Here is a 21,096-nt window from a genome sequence, read left to right as displayed (position 1 = left end):
CGACGTGCGGCTGTCAGACTAGGGCGCATGATCATCCTCGCCGCCACACCGATCGGCAACCTCGGCGACGCGTCGCGGCGGCTGGTGGAGGTCCTGGAAGCGGCGACGATCGTGGCCGCGGAGGACACGCGCGTGGCGCAGCGCCTGCTCGCCGGGCTCGGCGTGGCGAACCGGCCGCGCCTGATCGCCCTGCACGACCACAATGAGCGCGACCGCGCCGGCGAGCTCGTGGAGCTGGCGCGCGATCAGGATGTGGTGCTGCTCAGCGACGCCGGAATGCCCACCGTGTCGGATCCCGGGTTCCACCTCGTGGAGGCCGCCGCCGCGGCCGGAGTCGCCGTCACGGCCCTGCCGGGGCCGTCGGCGGTCCTGACCGCGCTCGCGGTATCCGGCCTGCCGACCGACCGGTTCACCTTTGAGGGCTTTCTGCCGCGGAAGCAGGGGGAGCGCCTCTCGGCGCTCCGGGCGCTCGCGGCCGAGTCCCGCACGATGGTCTTCTTCGAGTCGCCGAATCGGATCGCGGCCTCGCTCGCGGATATCGCCGCAGTCTTCGGCGACGACCGCCGGGTCGCGGTCTGCCGTGAGCTGACCAAGCTCTACGAGGAGGTCCGGCGGGGAAGCGCGGCCGAGCTGGCGACCTGGGCAGCCGAGGGCGTCCGCGGCGAGATCGTGGTGGTGGTGGCCGGCGCGCCGGCGCGGGCGGCCGATCCCGAGACCGCTCTGGAGCAGGTGCTCGCGCTGGTCGCCTCCGGCACCCGGCTGAAGGATGCGGCCGCCGAGGTCGCGGACGCGACCGGGCTAGGCAAGCGCGACCTGTACCAGGCGGCGCTCGCGCGGCGCGGCTGACCGCGATCAGCCCTCTTTTGAGGGCAGCACTTCGAGGCGTACGGCGGGGAACCGGCTGAACCCGTCGTCGCGAGTGACGAGCGTCAGGTCGTGCGCGTAGGCGTGCCCGGCGATGAGCGCATCCTTCAGTCGCATCGCGGATTTCGGCTGTGCGGTGAGTCGACCGAAGCCGTCCGCGGCGCGCTGGTCGAACTCCATCCAGAACCCGGGGATGGAATCGAGCAGCTGCAGAAGCTCGCGCCGGATCAGCGCCCGGCTCTTCCTCGCCGGGTCCTCGGCGAAGACCGCAAGGCCGCGGGCCAACTCCGCCCGGCAGATCATGGAGGACGCATAGCTCTCGAAATCCGCGATGATCTCCGGGGTGAAGCCCGCGACGATCACGCTGGTGTCGAGCATCGCCCGCGGGCTCACCGGACGTCTCCGACCGTTTCGGTGTCACGGCCGGCAGAGAGCTCCGCCAGTTCGTCGGCCACATCCTCCGGCGAGCTCATCCGGGCGAGGAGTCGCAGTTGCGCCTTGACACCGTCGAGCGCATCGTCCGGCTCCGCTATGGGGACGAATGCCGCCCGCACTTTCCCGTGATTGGTCACGAGTGCTCCGGTCTCGAGGTAGCGGACGGGGTTGGACTTGAATGCGCTGATCGGGACCCGCGGAAGATCGTCAGCGAGGGCTATTCTCATGGATATGGCTCCGATCGGTGGCAAGCAGAGCCATTCTAGCTCTTCTCGCTCCGAGGGCGGAGTAGTCTCCACATCCCGCCGCGGTTCTCCACAGGCGCGGTAACACGCCGATCCGCGCGTCCGCGCGCCCGTAGGATGGTCAGCATGTCCGACGGCTCCTCCTTCTACATCACCACGCCGATCTTCTACGTGAATGATGTCCCGCACATCGGGCATGCCTACACGGAGGTGGCGGCCGACGTCCTCGCCAGGTGGCACCGCCAGGCCGGCGACGACACCTGGCTCCTCACCGGGACGGACGAGCACGGCCAGAAGATCCTGCGCACGGCCACCGCGAACGGCACGACGCCGCAGGAGTGGGCCGACAAGCTCGTCAGCGAGGAGTGGCTGCCGCTGCTGAAGACCATCGACATCGCCAACGACGACTTCATCCGCACGACGGACGAGCGTCACGAGGTCAACGTCCAGAAGTTCCTCCAGAAGCTCTACGACGACGGCTACATCTACGCCGGCGAGTACGAGGCGCTGTACTGCGTCGGCTGCGAGGAGTTCAAGCCGCAGAGCGAGATCGTCGACGGCACCGGCGAGTACGCGGGTCAGAAGGTCTGCGCCATCCACTCGAAGCCGCTGGAGCTCCTGCAGGAGAAGAACTACTTCTTCCGGATGAGCCAGTTCGCCGACCGGCTGCTCGCCCTCTACGAGGAGCGGCCGGACTTCGTGCAGCCGGAGTCGGCCCGCAACGAGGTGGTCAGCTTCGTGCGCCAGGGGCTCTCCGACCTGTCCATCTCGCGTTCGAGCTTCGACTGGGGCATCAAGGTGCCGTGGGACGAGTCGCACGTCGTCTACGTGTGGTTCGACGCACTCCTCAACTACATCACCGCGGTCGGTTACGGGCAGGACGAGGAGGAGTTCGCACGGCGTTGGCCGGCGAACCACCTGGTCGGCAAAGACATCCTGCGCTTCCACGCCGTCATCTGGCCCGCGATGCTGATGGCCGCGGGACTGGAGGTGCCGCAGCGCGTCTTCGGACACGGCTGGCTGCTCGTCGGCGGCGAGAAGATGTCCAAGTCGAAGCTGACCGGCATCGCCCCGACCCAGATCACGGACACGTTCGGGTCGGATGCGTTCCGCTACTACTTCATGCGCGCCATCAACTTCGGGCAGGACGGCTCGTTCAGCTGGGAGGACCTGGCCGCGCGGTACCAGGCGGAGCTCGCCAACGGGTTCGGCAACCTCGCGTCGCGCGTGATCGCCATGCTCACGCGGTACTTCGGCGGGATCGTGCCGCCGGCGGGTGCGTACCAGGAGGTCGATCTGGCGGTGCAGTCGGTCGTGCGCACGGCCACGGCGGACGCGGACGCGGCGATCGCCCGGCTCGGCATCCACGACGCCCTCACCGCGATCTGGCGGATCGTCGACGAGCTCAACGGCTACATCACCGAGCAGGAGCCGTGGGCGCTGGCGAAGGACGACGCGCAGCGCGAGCGTCTCGGAACCGTGCTGTACACGGCAGCGGAGGGCCTCCGGGCGCTCGCAGTGCTGCTCTCGCCGGTCATCCCGGGTGCCACGACCAAGCTGTGGGAGGCGCTTGGGGTGGAAGGCGAGCTCGGCCCGCTGACCGCGCAGGGCCTCCGTACAGCCGGCGACTGGGGCCGGCTTCCCGCAGGCACCGAGGTCAACGGTCTGGACGCGCTGTTCCCGCGGATCGACGCGGAGGCGGTCGCCGCCGTATGACGGACCCGTCGTTCGTCCGGCAGCGGCACGTCACGGACGGCCGCGACCTGGCCTACCCTCCGCTGCCCGAGGCGCTCGTCGTCCCCGTCTACGACAACCACACGCACCTGGAGATGGCCGACGGGGAGCAGCCCCTGGACTACCGGGAGCAGCTCGACCGCGCATCCAGCGTCGGCGTGCGCGGCGTCGTGCAGGTCGGCAACGACGTGGAGACCTCGCAATGGTCCGCGGACATGGCCGCCATCGAACCGCGGATGCTCGCCGCCGTAGCCCTCCACCCGAACGACGCGCCCGACTACGCCGAGCGCGGCGAGTTGGATGACGCCCTCGCGATCATCGACGGCCTCGCCCGGCGCCCGCGCGTGCGCGCCGTCGGCGAGACCGGGCTCGACTTCTTCCGCACAGAGGAAGGGCGGCGCCGCGATGCGCAATTCCGGTCGTTCGAAGCGCACATCGAGATCGCCAAGCAGAACGGCATCGCCCTGCAGATCCACGACCGCGACGCGCACGCGGCGGTCGTCGCGACGCTCAAGCGGGTCGGCGCACCGGAGCGGACAGTGTTCCACTGCTTCTCCGGCGACATCGAGCTCGCACGGATCTGCGCCGACAACGGCTGGTACATGTCGTTCGCCGGCAACCTGACCTTCAAGAACGCGCCGAACCTCCGTGCCGCTCTCGCTGCCGCGCCGCGCCACCTGGTCATGGTGGAGACGGATGCGCCCTTCCTCACCCCGATGCCGTTTCGCGGCCGGCCGAACGCTCCGTACCTCATCCCGCACACGCTCCGCGCCATGGCCGAGGTGATGGGCACGGACGCGTCCACGCTCGCCGCGCAGATCAACTCCAACACCGAGCTCGTCTACGGCCGGTGGGACAGCGAACCCGTCGGGCCGCCGCCCACCATGCCGATCGGGATCATCGCGTGAGCGAGGTCCGGCTGCTCGGGCCGGCGGAGATCCGCGATCTGGCGGAGCTGCTCGACGTCACCCCGACCAAGAAGCTCGGGCAGAACTTCGTCATCGACGCGAACACCGTCCGGCGCATCGTCCGGGTCGCCGAGGTCGAGTCCGGCGACCGTGTCGTCGAGATCGGCCCGGGCCTCGGGTCGCTGACCCTCGGGCTGCTGGAGGCGGGAGCGTCGGTCGTCGCCGTCGAGATCGACGGGCGCCTGGCGGCCCAACTGCCGATCACGGTCGGCGAGCTCGCCCCGGCGGCGGCATCCCGGCTCACGGTCGTCCATCGCGACGCACTGGCCGTGACCGAGCTCCCGGTGGATCCCGTCCGGCTGGTCGCCAACCTGCCCTACAACATCTCCGTGCCGGTGCTGCTCCACTTCCTGGAGCGCTTCCCCAGCCTCCGCTCGGGCGTCGTGATGGTGCAGGCGGAGGTCGGCCACCGGATCGCGGCGCCGCCCGGCTCGAAGGTGTACGGCGCACCGAGCGTGAAGGCCGCCTGGTACGGCACCTGGCGCACGGCCGGGGCCGTGAGCCGCCAGGTCTTCTGGCCGGTGCCGAATGTGGACTCGGTCCTCGTCGGCTTCGAACGGCATGAGCACGACACCGGGAGCGAGGAGCTGCGCCGCCGGACGTTCGCCCTCGTGGATGCGGCCTTCCAGCAGCGCCGGAAGACCCTCCGTCAGGCCCTGGCGCCGGTGTTCGGCGATCCGACGTCGGCGGCCACTGCGCTGCAGGCGGCGGAAATCGACCCGTCCCTCCGTGGCGAGCAGCTGTCGCTCGCCGACTTCGCCCGGCTCGGGTCGGTCCCGGCGGCCTAGGGCCATCGCCCAGCCGTCGCCCAGCCGCTGCCCTCGGAGCGCAGCCCGCGGTGGCGGTCCGCTGGTCCGCTGCTCGTTCCGCGCGCCGTGGCGACGACAGGGATACGAACGCGCGCCCAGGCGTCGCACAGCGGGGAGCATCCCGGGTGTGTAGGTTGGAAGCATGGTGGACGCGTGGGACGTCGACGGGGTGCACGTCCGGGCTCCGGGCAAGATCAACGTGTTCATGCGTGTGGGTGCCGTCATGGAGGACGGGTACCACGACGTCGCGACGGCGTACCAGGCCGTGTCCCTCTATGAGGATGTCCGCGCCTACCATGCCGACGACTTCTCGATGAGCTTCGGCGGGAGCATCGACACGAGCGGGGTGCCGCGCGACGACACCAACCTCGCGATGAAGGCGGCCCGGCTGCTGGCGAAGCGGTCCGGTTATCAGGGCGGCGTGCGGCTGGAGATCGACAAGCACGTCCCCGTCGCCGGCGGGATGGGCGGCGGCTCGGCCGACGCGGCTGCGACACTGGTCGCCTGCGACGCCCTCTGGGGCACCGACCTCGGCCGTGAGGAGCTTCTCGCGCTCGCCGCGCGCCTCGGCGCCGACGTGCCCTTCGCCCTCGTCGGCGGCACCGCGATCGGCACGGGACGGGGCGACCGGCTGAGCCCGGCCCTCGCGACCGGCCAGTTCCAGTGGGTGCTCGCGCTTCCCGAGGGCGAGCTGAGCACACCGCTCGTCTACAGCGAGCTCGACCGGCACCGGGAACGTCACGCGGCCGACATCGCGCCGGCCCAACTCACGCCGAGCGTGGATTCGGCGGTGCTGCAGGCCCTCCGCGCGGGGGACCCGGCCATGCTCGCCGAGGCGCTGACGAACGACCTGCAGGCACCGGCCATCCACCTCGTCCCCGAGATCGCGGACGTGATCGAGCTCGGCGAGATGAACGGGGCGCTCTCCGGGATCGTGTCGGGCTCCGGACCGACGGTCGCGTTCCTGGCCGCCGACCTCGACTCGGCGATCGACCTGCAGATCGCCCTCAGCGCGGCCCGCGTCACGGCCGTCCGGGCCATCGGCCCGGTGCACGGCGCCCGCATCCTGAACGACTGACTGCGCCTCCCGGCACATTCGTCACGAATGTTGCCCTGCACCGCGTCCCACGCAACATTCGTCAAGAATGTTGCCCTGCGCGGCGTGAGAGGGGACATTCGTGACGAATGTTGCGTTGCGCTGGGCGGAGTGGACATTCGTGACGAATGTTGCCCTACACCGCGTCCCACGCGACATTCGTCAGGAATGTCGCCGCCGCCGACGCGCTGGTCGTTGCCCGAGGATGCCCGGCGACGACGCGCGTCGGGTTGAGACGATTCGTCGATGAGGGGAAGCGTATCCACGCGCCGGGCCGGGCATCCCAGGTGCTTCCAACGTAGCGAGCGACCGCTCGACGCGCCCTGTCCGGAGACGGAAACCGTCAAGACTTGACGGGTCGCCTCCGGGACAGCGTCCGCAGGTCGCGCCGCGAACGCAGCCCGAGCTTCGACAGGATGTTGCGCACGTGGAAGTTCACGGTCGTCACCGACACGTACAGCCGCTCGGCGATCTCCTTGTTCGTCATCCCGGCTGCGAGGGCATGCGCCACCTGCCGCTCCCGGGTGGTCAGGGTCGCGAGCGGATCGACGGCGGTCGCCGGGGTCGCCGTCTCCTCGAGCAGGTGGATGCAGCGCGCCAGGTATCCGGACGCCCCGAGCCGGCGGAACGTCGTCGCTGCCGCCTCCAGCAGTTCCCGTCCGTGTCCCGTCGCCCCTGCGGCGACGGCGAGACGCCCCGCGTCGAGCGCGGCGACGGCCTGCGGGAAGGGGAACAGCTCCGCCCCCGGCTCCCCGGCCGCGGCCCGATAGGCCGCGAGGGCGTCGCCCAGGCGCCCTTCCGCCTCGAGCACCCGGCCCTCGAGCCAGAGCAGCGAGCCGTAGGAGGGCCGCCACAGTCCAGGCGCGGCGCACCGCTCGTAGGCGGCGCGTGCATCCTCCGCGCGTCCGAGCGCCGCGAGGGCATCAACCCGATAGGTCAGCCAGCCGAGCGTCGAACCGCGGGATGCGGCCGCCTCCGCCTCCTCCGTCGCTGCCAGCTGGTCGTCGGGCCGGCCCAGGGCACGACCCAGCTCCGCGCGCGCCAGGTACGGCAGGTCGCCGTCGTAGGAGCCCGTGATGCGCGGGTCGGCCTGCGCCGCGGCGCGCAGCCGCTCCTCCACGGCGTCGGCCTCTCCGCGTCCCGCGCGCACGAGTGCGGACACCCCGAGCGCGATCGGCCAGCACGACAGGTCGGTCTCGTCGAGCGCGAGAGCGACAGCGGTGTCGGCGAGGGTGACCGACTCCTCCCATTCGCCCGTCAGGAACAGGATGTGCGCGTACATCGTGCGCGCGAATCCCGCGGTCCAGCTGGTCGGGAAGCGCCGTACCAGCTGGGCGGCGCGCGCCAGGTCCGCGCGCGCCCGCTGGATGTCGCCGCTCAGGATGAACACCCGCGAGCGGCTGACGAGGGCGTCCACCGCGGCGGGCGACTCGTGCCCGGCGAGCAGCTCGTCCAGTTCGAGAGTCAGTGGGCCGAAGAGATCGGGACGCCCGGCGTGCGCGGCGGAGTTGATGGCCCATCCCAGCAACCGGGTGAGGTCGTCCTGCGGTGCCGCCAGCCAGCGCAGCGCCGGGTCGGCGACCTCTGCCGGGTCCGGGCTCTCCGCGATGTGCCGGCGGCCCGCATCCAGATGGTCGAGCACTCCGGCGAAGTCGCCGCTCGCCATGAGCACCTTGGGCAGCGCCTCGGCCGTGTGCGCCCGCAGCGCGCGCTCGTCGGGTGTCGTCGCCGGGCGCCGCTCGAACTCGAGCGCGAGCGCCAGCGCCCCGGGAACGTCGCGGGAGAGCGTGCGCAGCTCCAGCAGAACGGCATCTCGCGTGGGGGAGGGCGGGGTCGCCTCGAAGGCCGGCCGCAGGTCCAGGATGCGCTCGTGCATCCGGAACCGCATCGCGATGAGTCCGAGCTCCAGCAGCGCCCGCCCGGCGTTCCTCCCGTCGGCGAGTTCGACGGCCGAGCGCGCGTAGCTGAGCGCCTGCTCGCCCCGTCCGAGGTCGGACACCGCGAGCGCAGCCGCGAGCAGCTCGGCGACGAGGGTCGGGTCGGCGCGGTCGGCCGCCTCCACACGGTGCCGCAGGGCGCGGTGCCCGGACAGCACCTCGGCCGCGACCCGATGGATGGCGACCCTGCGCGCGAGCGTCAGCTCACCGGCGAGCGTGTCGGCGAGGATGGTGTGCGCCGGCTCCACGTTCACGACGCCGTCGCGCGTCTCGGCGAGGACGAGGCCGCGGGCGACCGCCGCGGACACATCCACTTCGACGCCCAGGCGGTCCGCGATCGTCCCGACGACGGGGAGCGGCAGCGGATCGCGCAGCACGGCCACCAGCTCGGCCGCACCGCGCACCGAGGGAGCAGCGCCCTCCAGCGACGCGGAGATCGCCGTGGCGAGCGGGGCGATGGCGGTGGCAGGCAGGTCCCATCCCGCTGGATGCATGGCCTGCGCGAACGTGTCTCGCAGCTGGCCCAGGAGCACGCTGAGCAGCAGCGGCGACCCCTGCGTCGCCTCGGTGAGCCGCGTCGCGGTGCGCCGGGAGACGGGATGGCCGAGCAGGTGGTGGGCGAGCTCCTGGGTGTCGCCGACGGTCAGCGGCGTGAGGTCGATCCGTGCGCGGTTCGCGGTGGTTGAGGCGATGTCGTCGAACAGCGCGACGACGCTGTTCTGCTGCGGCCGCGTCGCCGCCAGGAAGAGGAAGCTCTGGTCCACGAGGCGGCGCGCGAGGAAGCGCAGCGCCCGCACGGACGGCTCATCCGCCCACTGCGCATCGTCGACGATGAGGCACACCGGCCCGTCGATCGCATCGATGGCGTCGAGGAGGAGGCGGCCGACCGTCAGCGGATCGTCGCCGGAGGACGGGGTCCGGAGATCGCCCGGCGATCTGCTCGCCCGCGCACCGCCGGGGGTGCGCGTCCCGCCGGGCCGGGTCAGAGCGTTCAGCCCGCGCACCAGCGTCTCGACGGTCGCGTAGGCCAGGTCGGACTCGAACGAGTCGGCGTGGACGCGGAGCACCGTCCATCCGTCCAGGCGCTCGGCGACGTCCGCGAGCAGTGTGGTCTTGCCGAGGCCCGCCTCACCCGTGACGAGCACGGCCCCGCCCCGGTCGCGGGCACGGTGAGCAACGAGCAGTATCGTCTCGCGCGCACGATCGCGGCCGAACAACGGCCGGGCGTCGCCGGCCGGGCTGTCGTCCGTCACGTTCGGCTCCCCGTTCCTGTCGGGCGCCGCTTCGGGTCGGATGCGCGACCGATCTCAGGATCATCCCACACCGAGGTCTCGGGCGGATTCCCCACTCCGGGGGTGCGGCCGGGCTGCGGGCCGGGATGCGGCGGGCCGGGCTCAGGCCTCGAGCTGCTCCGAGAGCTCCAGCCAGCGGGTCTCGAGGTCGGCGACCTCGCCCTCCAGCGCGCGCAGCTCCTCGGTGAGCCGGCCGAGGCCCACGTAGTCGCTCTGGTCGTGGCGGGCGAGCTCCTCGTGTTTGGCGGCGACCTGGTCGCTGACCTTGCCCAGGCGGCGGTCGAGTGCCGACAGCTCCTTCTCGGCAGCGCGCAGTGCCGCGCCGCTGAGGGCCGGGCCGGGCGACGGCGTGGATGCGGTGGATGGGGTGGATGCGTCCGTGCGTTCCGGGCCGCTCGCCTCCTGCGCCCGCCGCAGTCGGAGGTACTCGTCCACGCCGCCCGGCAGGTGCCGCAGCCGCCCATCCAGGATCGCGTACTGCTGGTCGGTGACACGCTCCAGCAGGTAGCGGTCGTGCGAGACGACCAGCAGCGTCCCCGGCCACGAGTCGAGCAGGTCCTCCATGGCGGCCAGCATGTCGGTGTCCAGGTCGTTGGTCGGCTCGTCCAGGATGAGCACGTTCGGCTCGTCGAGCAGGATGAGGAGCAGCTGGAGGCGACGCTTCTGACCGCCCGAGAGGTCCTTCACCGGTGTGGCGAGCTGGGCGTTGGAGAAGCCGAGGCGCTCCAGCAGCTGACCGGGCGTCACCTCCTTGCCGCCCGCGAGGTACGTCGTGCGCTTGCCGGCGACGACCGCGCTGACGCGCTGGTCTTGCACCTCGTCCAGCTCGGACAGCTGCTGGGTGAGCGTGGCGATCCGGACCGTCTTGCCGCGCTTCACCGTGCCCGAGTCGGCGCGGACAGTTCCGGCGACGAGGCCGAGCAGAGTGGACTTGCCCGCGCCGTTGACGCCGAGGATGCCGGTGCGCTCGCCCGGGGCGATCCGCCACTCGACGTCGCGCAGCACGGTCTTCGGCGGATACGACACGGAGACGTCGATGAGGTCGACCACGTCCTTGCCCAGACGCGCGGTGGCGAGAGTCGTCAGCTCGACGGAGTCGCGGATCGGCGGTTCGTCGGCGATCAGCGTGGCCGCGGCATCCATCCGGAACTTCGGCTTCGAGGTCCGCGCCGGCGCGCCCCGGCGGAGCCACGCGAGCTCCTTGCGCATGAGGTTCTGCCGCTTCGTCTCGGCGACCGACGACATCCGGTCACGCTCCACGCGCTGCAGAATGTACGCGGCGTAGCCGCCCTCGAACGGCTCGACGATGCCGTCGTGAACCTCCCACGTGGTCGTCGAGACCTCGTCGAGGAACCAGCGGTCGTGCGTCACCACTACGAGCGCGCCGGAGGTGGCGGCCCAGCGGGATTTCAGGTGCTGCGCCAGCCAGGCGACACCCTCCAGGTCGAGATGGTTCGTCGGCTCGTCCAGGAACAGGATGTCGTGGTCGTGCACCAGCAGCGCCGCGAGCGCCACGCGGCGGCGCTGTCCGCCGGAGAGCTCGGCGATGGTCGCATCCCAGCGGATGTCCGACACCAGCCCGGCGAGAACGTCGCGGACGCGGGGGTCGCCCGCCCAGAGGTGCTCGTCGCGGTCCCCGACGATGGAATGCCCGACCGTCACAGTGGAGGGCAGTTCGTCCCGCTGATCCAGCATCCCGACCGTCACGCCGCGCCGCCGGGTGACCCGCCCGTCGTCCGGCTCCAAGCGTCCGGCGAGCAGCTGGAGCAGGGTCGACTTGCCGTCCCCGTTGCGGCCCACCACGCCGATCCGGTCGCCCTCCGCGATGCCGAGCGTGACGGAGTCGAAGACGGTGCGCGTCGGGTACTCCAGGTGGAGCGATTCCGCGCCGAGAAGGTGAGCCATGAGAGTCTCCAGCCTACCGGGGCCGGTCGTGCGGCAGACGCGGTGGCGGGTGTGGCCCAAATTACCTATGTGAAGGAGCGCACTGCAAACAAGATACCCCGGCTCGAAGGAGGGGGAACGAGTCCTTCGAGCCGGGTTGGTGGGGCGAATGGTCACCCCTGGATGAGCGTCACCCCTCCGTCTCCCGTATCGGAGACGGTTAGTGCGGTAGCGACACCCAGAGCCGCCGAAACCACGATCGACAGGCTCAGCACGACAATCGCGGTGGTGAGCGGCGCCACCGAGCGGGGCCGCTGTCGGGCCAATCGCACCGAGACCCAGACCAGGAGGACGACCGCACCAATAAGGGCAGGCCACACGACTGGAGCGAGCACACTGACCGCTACGGAGGCGGCCAGGAGCCATCGGTCGGTCACGGCAGGGTGGGTTCGCGTCATAGCAGTGGCAGTCATGGCTAGACGTTCTTCAGGGTCGCGCTGGTGAGCCGGGTGCCCGTGTAAATGAGCTGCTGCTGCTTATTGGCGCTAAAGAAGGACCCCTTGAAGGCAAGCGCCATGTTATACCGGACCGTGCATTCACCCGAACCACCGGAGACGTAGTTGCTCTGGCTGGTGCTGATGTTCCAGATTCCGGCTGCCCCGGTGAACCACCCGGTGCACTCCAGGTTACGGGTGACGTTGGTGGAGGTTGCTTCGAAGACGTATCGCATGTTGAAGGTGCCGGTCGTGATGCCGAACAGGCTTGCGTTCACCAGGTAGGTAGCCGTGTACCGGGGGTTGGTGGCGACAGTCTGAATGTGGAGTCCGCTGGCGGCGTTTCGTGCCGACGCTCGCTTGCCGCTGGGGACGCTGTGATGCGACGCCGTCTTGATGGAGCTGGCAATGTTGCGTGCCAGCGCCGGCTCTGCGGCGGTTCCGGTACTCGAGGTCAGGATCGGCGCGCCGGTGCTGAATTGCATCAGCGACAGTGGGTCCTCCTCGATTGTGTCCGCGACCCGCTCCTGCTCGGCCGCGGGCAGCTGGTCGAACTTCTGGTTGAGGGCGGCATCGGTGGTGTCGCTGACGTTCAATGCGTCCACGAAGTCGCTGAACACTGCCTCAGCGGAGTCGGGTGCCTCGTCCGCATTCGCCGCGGTGATCCCAGTCCCAAGGACCAGGCCCAGCGCAATGCCGCTTGCCGACGCCACCTTCGTCAGTCGGTTCATTTGTATCTCCTATTCGTTCGTCTTTGAACGCACGATTCACGCGCGACCAAGCAGGGAATGACCCCGTTACTCGGGTAGACGATGGTGTCTACTAATCGTGACGCGAAGGTTGCCGAACCGGTCGGGTATACGTGCAAAAGACCCCCGCTCGCCTCCGATTTTTTGAAGGGAGCGGGGGTGTGCGACGCGATGTCTTGAAGGCCCTGGACCGGATGCCCGACTGGTCCTCCCGGGTCGACGAGTTGCTGGACTCGGACGCCGACTTCCGTGAGGGAATCCTCTGGCCGCTGCCACGACGCGGCGGCCGACGTAGACTCCCGCCATGGTCACTCACACCGTCGTGAACCAGGCCCCTCCGCGTGTCGACGTGGGCGAGTTCGCCGCGAACCTTCCGCTGCGCGAGGGAGTGGAACGGTACGAAGCCGGCTGGGCCGCTGCCTCGCTGGATGAGGTCGGGCGGCTGGTGGGGTCGGCGGGGTTCCAGCGGGATGCGGAGCTCGCGAACCTCCACGAGCCGCAGTTGCACGCGTTCGACCGGTGGGGCAACCGGATCGACGAGGTCGAGTACGATGACGGGTACCATCGCGTCCTCGCGGCGGCCGTCGCCGCCGGCGCGCACACCTCCGCCTGGGCGGAGCCGCGGCCCGGAGCGAATGTCGCGCGCGCCGCGACCTTCATGTTGTTCGCGCAGGTCGAGCCCGGACACGCCTGCCCGGTGTCGATGACGCAGGCAGCGGTCCCGGCGCTCGCCGCGTCCGATGCGCTCGCCGCCGAGTGGATGCCCCGCCTCCTCAGTCGCGAATACGACGGCCGACTCCTCCCGGGCAAGACCTCCGCGCTGTTCGGCATGGCCATGACCGAGAAGCAGGGCGGGTCGGATGTGCGCGCCAACACCACCCGCGCGCTCGCCGACGGGGAGGAGCGTTGGCTCCTCACCGGGCACAAATGGTTCTGCTCGGCGCCGATGTCGGACGCCTTCCTGGTCCTCGCACAGACGGCCGGCGGGCTCTCCTGCTTCCTCGTGCCGCGGGTGCTGGAGGGCGGCGAGCGCAACGTGTTCCTCGTCCAACGGCTGAAGGACAAGCTCGGCAACCGCTCCAACGCGTCCAGCGAGGTCGAATTCGACGAGACGGTCGGCTACCTGCTGGGAGAGGAGGGGCGTGGGGTGCGGACCATCCTCGAGATGGTGAACCGCACGCGCCTCGACTGCGTCTACGGGAGCGCTGCAGGGATGCGGCAGGCCGTCGCGGAGGCGGCCTGGCACGTCCGGCACCGGTCGGCCTTCGGTTCCCGCCTGATCGATCAGCCGGCCATGACGGCCGTGCTGGCGGACCTGTCGCTGGAATCGGAAGCGGCGACGGAGGTCGCCCTGCGGCTGGCGCGGTCGCACGGCGAGGACGCACCGGCAGCCGACGTGGCGTTCCGGCGGCTGGCGACGGCGGTGACGAAGTACTGGGTCTGCAAGCGTGGACCCGGCCACGCCTACGAAGCTCTCGAGTGCCTCGGCGGGAACGGCTACACGGAGGCGTTCCCGCTGGCCCGGCGGTATCGGGAGCAGCCGGTGATGGCGATCTGGGAGGGCTCCGGCAACGTCATCGCCCTGGATGTGCTGCGCGCGCTCCGGCGCGAGCCGGCAGCCTGGGAGGCGTTCGACGCGGAGCTGGCCGCGGCGCGCGGCGTGTACCGGACCTTCGACGGGCACCACGATCGCCTGCGCGCGCGCGTGGCCGCGGTCTCGGCGTCCGATGACGCGGCCGAAGCATCCATCCGCCCGCTGGTCGCCTCCCTCGCGCTGGCCCTGCAGGCGTCGCTGCTGATCCGCCACGCCTCCGAGCCGGTCGCCGACGCGTTCGTCGCCGCTCGCCTCGGACCCGAGCGGGGCTCCCTGTACGGCGAGCTTCCCACCGGGCTCGCCCTCGCAGCTCTCGCCGCCCGCGCCTGACCCGACCACCCCAGACCCCGGAGGGGGAGCGCGACCGCGACCGCGTCAGGCGTCGACGGGAACGGCGCCGATGGCGCGGGAGAACTCCGCGACGGCCTTCCGGTTGTACGCGTGGTAGTCGAAGCGGCTGTCCGGGACCTCGCCGCGGAGGAACGCGCGCATCCCGGCGGCCACGCCCTCGACCGTCTGCGGGACGACCATTCCGGTTCCGGCGGGCAGCGCGTTCTTGGCGGACGCGAACTCGACGGTGACGATCGGCAGCTGCAGCACGAGCGCCTCCAGAAGCACCATCGGCTGCCCTTCGTAGTCGCTGGAGAGCACGAAGCAGTCGGCCTTCGCCATGATCGCGTACGGGTTGCGCTGCATCCCGGTCAGGAAGACCGAGCCGGTCAGTCCCAGCTCGGCGACCAGCGACTCCAGTGCGCCGGCGAGCGGACCGGACCCGACGACGACCAGCCGCGTCCGCGGATTCTCGGCGTGCACAGCGGAGAACGCCCGGATGAGGCGCGCCTGGTTCTTCTCCGGCGACAGCCGCCCCACGGTGACGAACGTGGTCACATCGTCGTCGGCGAGCAGCAGCTCGGCCCAGTCCGGGATGCTGCCGAGCTCCTCGTCGAAGGTGAGCTCATGCAGATCGGCCGTGGAGTTCTCGAGGATGTGCTCGGCGTCCACCGTGTTCAGCGCCGAGACGAACTTCGAGGGCGCCGCATACTCGGCCAGGGCCGTCCTGTTGATCTCCGACAAGGTCGGTGACACGGACACGAGGTGGTCGTACTGCCCGTACAGGGTGAAGATCTGCGTCAGGCTGTGCAGCATCCGCTTCTGCCCGTTGACCTCGCGGTGCGCGTCGGACGCCAGGTCGTTGTGCAGCCAGATCGCGCGCTGAGCGTCGGGGGAGTGAAGGAGCAGCGCCGCCCAGAACGGCCCGTAGCCGGAGAAGTCGACCACGTAGTCGAAGCGGCTGTCGCCGAAGCAGCGGTACCACTCGTCCTCCCACAGCCGGTTCTGCGCAGGGGATTCGGCGTGCAGAGCGATCCGCCCGCGCCGGAAGTCGAGGTGCCGCCCGAGGTGCAGCAGCTTGGCGCCGTTCATCCCGCCGACGCGCGGGAACTGACGCACGGAGGGATGGATCTGCCGCTGCTTCCCGAGGATGACCTGCGACCGGCTCTGGGCGAAGAACGCCGAGACGTCGTAGCGCTCGTGGTCCAGGTTGTTGAGGAGATTGAGCGCGGAGGTCGTGATGCCGTTCGGGCGCATCCCTCCGAGGTACAGCAGGATCTTCTCCCTCCCGTCGTCGGCGAGGTCCGTCCGGAGCCGGTAGCCCTCGCGCACGCCGCGGAAGACGATGTCGACGACGCGGCGGGAGGCTGCGCCGTCCTCGTACGGCGTGAAGCGCCGCTGCATGTCGAGGTAGCGTTCGCGCGACTCCGCGGGGATCCGGTCCCCGTCCTCCGCGATCGCGTGCAGCGCGTCGCCGGTCTCGCGCGCGGACGGCAGGACAGGACCCGGCCATTCCTCGGGCTCGAAGTAGAGCCCGCGCGTCCCCGCGTAGTCGGCGAGGTCGGGCGTGAAGAAGACGATGGGCCTGCCGGTCTGCAGGAAGTCGAAGAAGATGCTCGAGTAGTCCGAGATCAGGATGTCGGTGGTGCCGAGCACGAGATTGGTCGGGATCTCGTTGGGCACGAGCAACCGCTTCAGCTCCGGCCGGTGCGCGGCGAGGGCGTGCACGGTCTGGTGGGTCTTGAGCAGCACCGCGTAGCGGCTGGTGTCGATGCGCTCCTCGATCTGGCCGATGTGGGCGAGCAGCGCATCCACATCGTCGTCCGGGCGCCCGAAGGTGTCACCCTTCCAGGTGGGCGCGTACAGGATGACCTTGCGGTCGCCGAGCGGGATGCCCGCGGCGATGAGCCGCTGTCGTACCGCTTCGCGGCCGGCGTCGTCGAGGAACTGCCGGTCGATGCGCGGGTAGCCCTCTTCGACCAGGGTGCCGCGGTAGACGCCGGACAGCTTGTACCCGGTCTCGTACATCTGCTCGGACATGAACGGGTTCGCCGAGAGGAGGTAGTCGGCCTGGACGAAGTTGCGGAGGATGTTCGCGGTGCCGAGCGCACCATCCTCGATGTCGTAGCCCATGCGCTTCAGCGGCGTGCCGTGCCAGGTGTTCAGGTAGACCTGCCCGGGGCGCTTGGAGAAGTCCGGCGGGAAGGTCGCGTTGTTGACCAGGTACTGGCTGGTGGCGAGCGCCCGGTAATAGGCGGACGAACCGTAGCGGACGAAGCTGACGCGCGGGTCGCCGGCGAACTCCTCGACCGCGGCACGGTACAGGCGGAGGTCGGACAGCGCCCAGATGTGGGTGAGGTGGCCGAGGTCGGGGGAGGCGAGCACCTCGCGGAAGAGCGCCTCCGGGTTGTCGAGCATCCCGTTGCCCGAGAAGGACTCGTAGAAGACGGACCCCTGCACGATGGGCTGGCGCCGCCAGTGCGCGTGGATCTCGAAGCGTGCCGCGCGCTTGACCCGAGAAGGGAGTCGCTTCAGTCGGGAGAGTCTCATCGCCCCTCAGTTTATGAGAGCGGGATAACAGAGTGCTGGGAGCGGACCGTGCCGCCCGGGTCAGCTCTCCGTGTCGAAGCCGAGGCTGAGCTTGCGAAGCAGGCTCGCGAGTCGCTCCGCGTCCCCTGCGGAGAGGCCCTCGAGGAGCTCGGCCTCCGCATCCACGAGCCGGGTGATCGCGGCATCCACCCGGGTGAGGCCCTGCGCGGTCATCTGCACCAGGATGCCGCGGCCGTCGTTGGGGTCGGTGCGGCGCTCGACCAGGCCGCGGGCGACGAGACGGTCGATCCGGTTCGTCATCGTGCCAGAGGAGACGAGGGTCTGCTGCAGGAGCGACTTCGGGCTCAGCTGATAGGGCGCGCCGGCGCGGCGCAGGGCGGCCAGCACGTCGAACTCCCACGATTCGAGGTCCGAGCGCTCGAACGCTCCGCGGCGGGCGCGATCGAGGTGACGGGAGAGGCGGTCCACCCGCGAGAGCACCTGGAGCGGCGCGAAGTCGAGGTCCGGGCGCTCCCGCAGCCACGCATCCACGATGCGGTCAACCTCATCGCGTGCGTCGGCCATACCCCCATGCTATTGGGGGTGGCACCCGGGATGGGTCTGGCAGACTGTCAGGTGCGCGAAACGCGCGTTCCGCCTTGGTGTAATGGCAGCACGACAGCCTTTGGAGCTGTTAGGTCCAGGTTCGAGTCCTGGAGGCGGAGCGTCCGACAGCCCGATCCCCTGGAGGGACATGACCGACCAGAATCTCGCCATCGTCGTCCTCGCGGCGGGGCAGGGCACGCGGATGAAGTCCGCCACGCCGAAGCTGCTGCATCCGCTCGGCGGCATCCCGATCGTCTCCCACGTGCTGGCGACCGCCCGCGAGCTGGATGCGGCCCACGTGATCGCGGTGGTCCGGCACGAGCGCGACCGGCTCGCCGAGGTGATCGCGGAAGACCTCCCCGAGGCGGTCATCGTCGATCAGGACGAGGTCCCGGGCACCGGCCGCGCCGTCGAGCTGGCGGTGGAGGCGCTCCCGGAGGGTTTCACGGGCGATGTGCTCGTCGTGAACGGCGACGTCCCGCTGCTCGACGCCGGGACGCTGCGCGAGCTGATCGACCGGCACCGTTCGGGTGAGGCCGCTGCGACCATCCTGTCCTCCTTCCCCTCCGACGCGACCGGATACGGCCGGATCGTCCGCACACCGCAGGGCCACCTCGACCGGATCGTGGAGCACAAGGATGCGACCGACGCCGAGCGCGGGATCGGCGAGATCAACGCCGGCATCTACCTCTTCGGACTGGCCGCGCTCCGCGACAAGCTGGCGCTGGTCTCCACCGACAACGCGCAGGGCGAGAAGTACCTGACCGACGTCATCGGGCTGCTCCGCGAGGCCGGCTTCGACGTGGATGCGCTCCCCGTCGCCGAGTCGTGGCTGGTCGAGGGCATCAACGACCGGGCGCAGCTGAGCGACGCTGCGGCGAAGCTCAACGCGCTCCTGGTCCGCACCTGGCAACTCGCCGGTGTGACCGTGCAGGACCCGGCGACGACCTGGATCGACGTGAAGGCGAAGCTCGCACCCGACGTCACCATCCTCCCGGGCACGCAGCTCCGCGGGGCGACCGTCGTGGAGACGGGCGCGACGGTCGGACCCGACACCACGCTGACCGACACCGAGGTCGGAGAGGGCGCGAACGTGACCCGGACGGATGCGACCCTCGCCGTCATCGGCGCGGGCGCGACGGTCGGACCGTTCGCGTACCTCCGCCCCGGCACCGTCCTCGGCGCCGACGGGAAGATCGGCACCTTCGTCGAGACCAAGAACGCCGTCATCGGCGAGGGCACCAAGCTCGCGCACTTCAACTACGTCGGCGACGCCGAGGTGGGCGAGAAGGGCAACCTCGGCGCAGGCGTCATCACGGCCAACTACGACGGGGTGAACAAGCACCGCACGGTGATCGGCTCCAACGTCCGCATCAGCACGAACACCGTGCTGGTCGCGCCCGTTAGGATGGGGGACGGAGCGTACACGGGAGCAGGCACGGTCGTCCGAAAGGACGTCCCGGCCGGTGCCCTCGCCATCACGGTCGCCCCGCAGCGCAACATCGAAGGCTGGGTCGCCCAGAAGCGACCGGGCACGGACGCCGACAGGGCTGCACGAGAGAGCAGCGCTCCGGACGGCAGTGCGGCCGAGAAGAGTGGAGAGTAAGTGTCAGGGATCACCACGACCGGCCAGAAGCGACTCGTCCTCATCTCCGGCCGCGCGCATCCCCAGCTCGCGCATGAGATCGCAGAAAGCCTCGGAAGCGAGCTGATCCCCACCGACGCACGGACCTTCGCCAACGGCGAGATCTACGCGCGTTTCGACGAGAGCGTCCGCGGGTCGGATGCGTTCGTCATCCAGTCGCACACGTCGCCCATCAACGAGTGGCTCATGGAGCAGCTCATCATGGTGGATGCGCTCAAGCGCGCCTCGGCGAAGCGCATCACCGTCGTGGCCCCGTTCTACCCGTACGCCCGCCAGGACAAGAAGGGCCGCGGCCGCGAGCCGATCTCGGCACGCCTCGTCGCCGACCTGTTCAAGGCGGCCGGGGCCGACCGGATCATGTCGGTCGACCTGCACGCCGCGCAGATCCAGGGCTTCTTCGACGGGCCGGTCGACCACCTGTTCGCCATGCCGGTGCTCCTCGAGCACATGCGCCGCGAGCTCGACCCGGCGACGCTGACCGTCGTCTCGCCCGACATGGGCCGCGTCCGCGTCGCCGACATCTGGAGCGACAAGCTCGGGGTCCCGCTCGCGATCATCCACAAGCGCCGCGACCCGCTCGTCCCCAACCAGGTCTCGGTGCACGAGATCGTCGGAGACGTGAACGGCCGCGTCTGCCTCCTTGTCGACGACCTGATCGACACCGGACGGACCATCGTGAAGGCCGCTGAGGCGCTCAAGGCGAACGGCGCCACGGGCGTCGTCGTCGCCGCCACCCACGCCGTGTTCAGCGACCCGGCGGTGGAGTTGCTGCAGAGCGACGTCATCGACTCGGTCGTCGTGACGGACACCCTCCCGCTTCCCGAGCACAAGCGCTGGGACAAGCTGACCGTGCTTCCGATCGCGCCGCTTCTGGCGAACGCGATCCGCGAGGTCTTCACCGACGGCTCGGTGACCTCCATGTTCGACGGCGCCGCGTAGGCGTCGCCCGCTCCGTCCGAAAGGGAGGACATCCGGCCGCCTCCCGGCCGGATGTCCTCCCTTTTCCGCACCTCGGGGGTGCGGCGGCTGCATCCACCTCCCTTTCCAACGTCTCGCCGGCGGGGGCGGCCTCCCTTTCCGCATCTCGCCGGCCGCATCCGCCTCCTTTTCCCCGCGGCTCCTTCGTGCGGTGGAAAAAGGAGGAGATTCCTGCTGTCGGCCCGGCCGTTCGCACGAAAGGGAGGACATGCCGGTCGAATCCGGGCTGGATGTCCTCCCTTTTCGTCACCCGAGGGACGAGGCGGGCAAAGCTCCTCCGTTGCCTGCGCGGATCCTGGAGTGGCTACCCACTTCGCCGAGGTGCTCGACGTTGCACCCGACACGCCGTGCCGACCTGCAACGTCGAGAACCTCGGCGGCGGCGGCGCGAGACGGCGGCAGGGGGAGGCTGCGGAGGCGGCGGCGGGTGGCGCCGTGAGCGGGCGGCTACGGGAGGTGGTGCGGCGTGGAGGGGATGAGGCCGAGCGGGGCGACCCAGGTCGCGTCGCCCTCCGTGTTCAGCGCGTAGCACTGCCAGCCGGGGCCGACCGGACCCGCCAGCTCGAAGCGCGCCGAGGAGCCGAGGGCGTCCGGCTGGTACTGCCGGGTGTAGACGGCGCAGGTGTAGTCGGCCGTCTGAGTCTGGATGCTGATGGTGAGCAGGATGCCGGGCAGCAGCAGGGCGCTCAGTGCGACGACGACGAAGACCCGGCTGGCGACCGTCATCGTCCGCCCGCGCAGCGGTCGCTCTCCGAGCGGCTCGTACTCGGCGAGTTCCGGGTGGTCCTCGTACGTCACCACCCCATCCTCTCGCGCCCCCGCCGTCGAGTACACAAAAACTGCACGCGAATCAGCGGATTCGCGTGCAGTCTTCGTGTACTCGATGGTGGGGCTCGGGGGTTGGGGTT

The 21,096-nt window shown here is 70.3% G+C and carries 17 protein-coding genes and 1 tRNA gene; 9 read left to right on the top strand and 9 right to left on the bottom strand.

The window, feature by feature from the left end:
- Positions 1-27: 27 nt before the first annotated feature.
- Positions 28-846: a 16S rRNA (cytidine(1402)-2'-O)-methyltransferase gene (gene rsmI, locus ACPYOG_RS10495; RefSeq protein WP_481294171.1), complete on the top strand. Its 819-nt coding sequence runs from the start codon at positions 28-30 to the stop codon at positions 844-846.
- 6 nt (positions 847-852) lie between these two features.
- Here rsmI and ACPYOG_RS10490 read toward each other — a convergent pair whose 3' ends face one another.
- Both ACPYOG_RS10490 and ACPYOG_RS10485 read right to left on the bottom strand, forming a co-directional pair.
- The gene (locus ACPYOG_RS10490; protein WP_481294170.1) at positions 853-1,242 is read right to left on the bottom strand and encodes a type II toxin-antitoxin system VapC family toxin; all 390 of its coding nucleotides are present in this window, start codon (positions 1,240-1,242) and stop codon (positions 853-855) included.
- A gap of 11 nt (positions 1,243-1,253) precedes the next feature.
- Positions 1,254-1,526: a hypothetical protein gene (locus ACPYOG_RS10485; protein ID WP_481294169.1), complete on the bottom strand. Its 273-nt coding sequence runs from the start codon at positions 1,524-1,526 to the stop codon at positions 1,254-1,256.
- A 144-nt stretch (positions 1,527-1,670) separates the two neighbouring features.
- Between ACPYOG_RS10485 and metG the strand changes: the two genes are divergently transcribed.
- The 4 genes from metG (at position 1,671) to ACPYOG_RS10465 (ending at position 6,133) form a co-directional block, all read left to right on the top strand.
- On the top strand, positions 1,671-3,260 hold the full coding sequence (gene metG, locus ACPYOG_RS10480) for a methionine--tRNA ligase (protein WP_481294168.1): 1,590 nt from the start codon (positions 1,671-1,673) through the stop codon (positions 3,258-3,260).
- Complete coding sequence (locus tag ACPYOG_RS10475; protein WP_481294167.1) at positions 3,257-4,186, top strand: TatD family hydrolase; 930 nt, start codon at positions 3,257-3,259, stop codon at positions 4,184-4,186. Before metG ends, ACPYOG_RS10475 begins: the two co-directional genes overlap by 4 nt.
- Entirely contained in the window at positions 4,183-5,034 is an 852-nt protein-coding gene (rsmA, locus tag ACPYOG_RS10470; RefSeq protein ID WP_481294166.1) for a 16S rRNA (adenine(1518)-N(6)/adenine(1519)-N(6))-dimethyltransferase RsmA, read from the top strand. The genes ACPYOG_RS10475 and rsmA overlap by 4 nt, the downstream gene beginning before the upstream one ends.
- 163 nt (positions 5,035-5,197) lie before the next feature.
- A complete protein-coding gene (locus ACPYOG_RS10465; protein WP_481294165.1) occupies positions 5,198-6,133 on the top strand; it encodes a 4-(cytidine 5'-diphospho)-2-C-methyl-D-erythritol kinase in 936 nt (311 codons plus the stop codon).
- 361 nt (positions 6,134-6,494) lie between these two features.
- Here the strand turns inward: ACPYOG_RS10465 and ACPYOG_RS10460 are convergent, their stop codons facing one another.
- From ACPYOG_RS10460 to ACPYOG_RS10445, 4 genes are all read right to left on the bottom strand, one after another.
- A complete protein-coding gene (locus ACPYOG_RS10460; protein ID WP_481294164.1) occupies positions 6,495-9,341 on the bottom strand; it encodes a helix-turn-helix transcriptional regulator in 2,847 nt (948 codons plus the stop codon).
- 141 nt (positions 9,342-9,482) lie between these two features.
- Positions 9,483-11,285, bottom strand: a complete 1,803-nt coding sequence (locus ACPYOG_RS10455) for an ABC-F family ATP-binding cassette domain-containing protein (protein WP_481294163.1) — start codon at positions 11,283-11,285, stop codon at positions 9,483-9,485.
- A 152-nt stretch (positions 11,286-11,437) separates the two neighbouring features.
- The gene (locus ACPYOG_RS10450; protein ID WP_481294162.1) at positions 11,438-11,737 is read right to left on the bottom strand and encodes a hypothetical protein; all 300 of its coding nucleotides are present in this window, start codon (positions 11,735-11,737) and stop codon (positions 11,438-11,440) included.
- Between the two features lie 2 nt (positions 11,738-11,739).
- Positions 11,740-12,489, bottom strand: a complete 750-nt coding sequence (locus tag ACPYOG_RS10445) for a hypothetical protein (protein WP_481294161.1) — start codon at positions 12,487-12,489, stop codon at positions 11,740-11,742.
- Between the two features lie 322 nt (positions 12,490-12,811).
- On the opposite strand from ACPYOG_RS10445, the gene ACPYOG_RS10440 reads away from it, so the two are divergent.
- On the top strand, positions 12,812-14,431 hold the full coding sequence (locus tag ACPYOG_RS10440; RefSeq protein WP_481294160.1) for an acyl-CoA dehydrogenase family protein: 1,620 nt from the start codon (positions 12,812-12,814) through the stop codon (positions 14,429-14,431).
- A 45-nt stretch (positions 14,432-14,476) separates the two neighbouring features.
- Here the strand turns inward: ACPYOG_RS10440 and ACPYOG_RS10435 are convergent, their stop codons facing one another.
- Both ACPYOG_RS10435 and ACPYOG_RS10430 read right to left on the bottom strand, forming a co-directional pair.
- Positions 14,477-16,981 carry a CDP-glycerol glycerophosphotransferase family protein gene (locus ACPYOG_RS10435; RefSeq protein WP_481294159.1) on the bottom strand — a complete coding sequence of 835 codons (2,505 nt, stop codon included), beginning with the start codon at positions 16,979-16,981 and terminating at the stop codon, positions 14,477-14,479.
- A 60-nt stretch (positions 16,982-17,041) separates the two neighbouring features.
- A complete protein-coding gene (locus tag ACPYOG_RS10430) occupies positions 17,042-17,545 on the bottom strand; it encodes a MarR family transcriptional regulator (protein ID WP_192629445.1) in 504 nt (167 codons plus the stop codon).
- A gap of 68 nt (positions 17,546-17,613) precedes the next feature.
- Between ACPYOG_RS10430 and ACPYOG_RS10425 the strand changes: the two genes are divergently transcribed.
- The 3 genes from ACPYOG_RS10425 to ACPYOG_RS10415 all read left to right on the top strand — a co-directional run bounded on the left by ACPYOG_RS10425 (position 17,614) and on the right by ACPYOG_RS10415 (position 20,150).
- Positions 17,614-17,685 (top strand) — tRNA-Gln (locus ACPYOG_RS10425).
- Between the two features lie 29 nt (positions 17,686-17,714).
- A complete protein-coding gene (gene glmU / locus ACPYOG_RS10420; RefSeq protein ID WP_481294158.1) occupies positions 17,715-19,172 on the top strand; it encodes a bifunctional UDP-N-acetylglucosamine diphosphorylase/glucosamine-1-phosphate N-acetyltransferase GlmU in 1,458 nt (485 codons plus the stop codon).
- Positions 19,173-20,150, top strand: a complete 978-nt coding sequence (locus ACPYOG_RS10415; RefSeq protein WP_090039314.1) for a ribose-phosphate diphosphokinase — start codon at positions 19,173-19,175, stop codon at positions 20,148-20,150.
- Positions 20,151-20,635: 485 nt separating this feature from the next.
- Here the strand turns inward: ACPYOG_RS10415 and ACPYOG_RS10410 are convergent, their stop codons facing one another.
- Entirely contained in the window at positions 20,636-20,986 is a 351-nt protein-coding gene (locus ACPYOG_RS10410; protein WP_481294157.1) for a hypothetical protein, read from the bottom strand.
- Positions 20,987-21,096: the final 110 nt, after the last annotated feature.

This window comes from Leifsonia sp. HAY1-4F (genome assembly GCF_056755275.1).
This window is presented reverse-complemented; position numbering and strand designations above follow the sequence as displayed.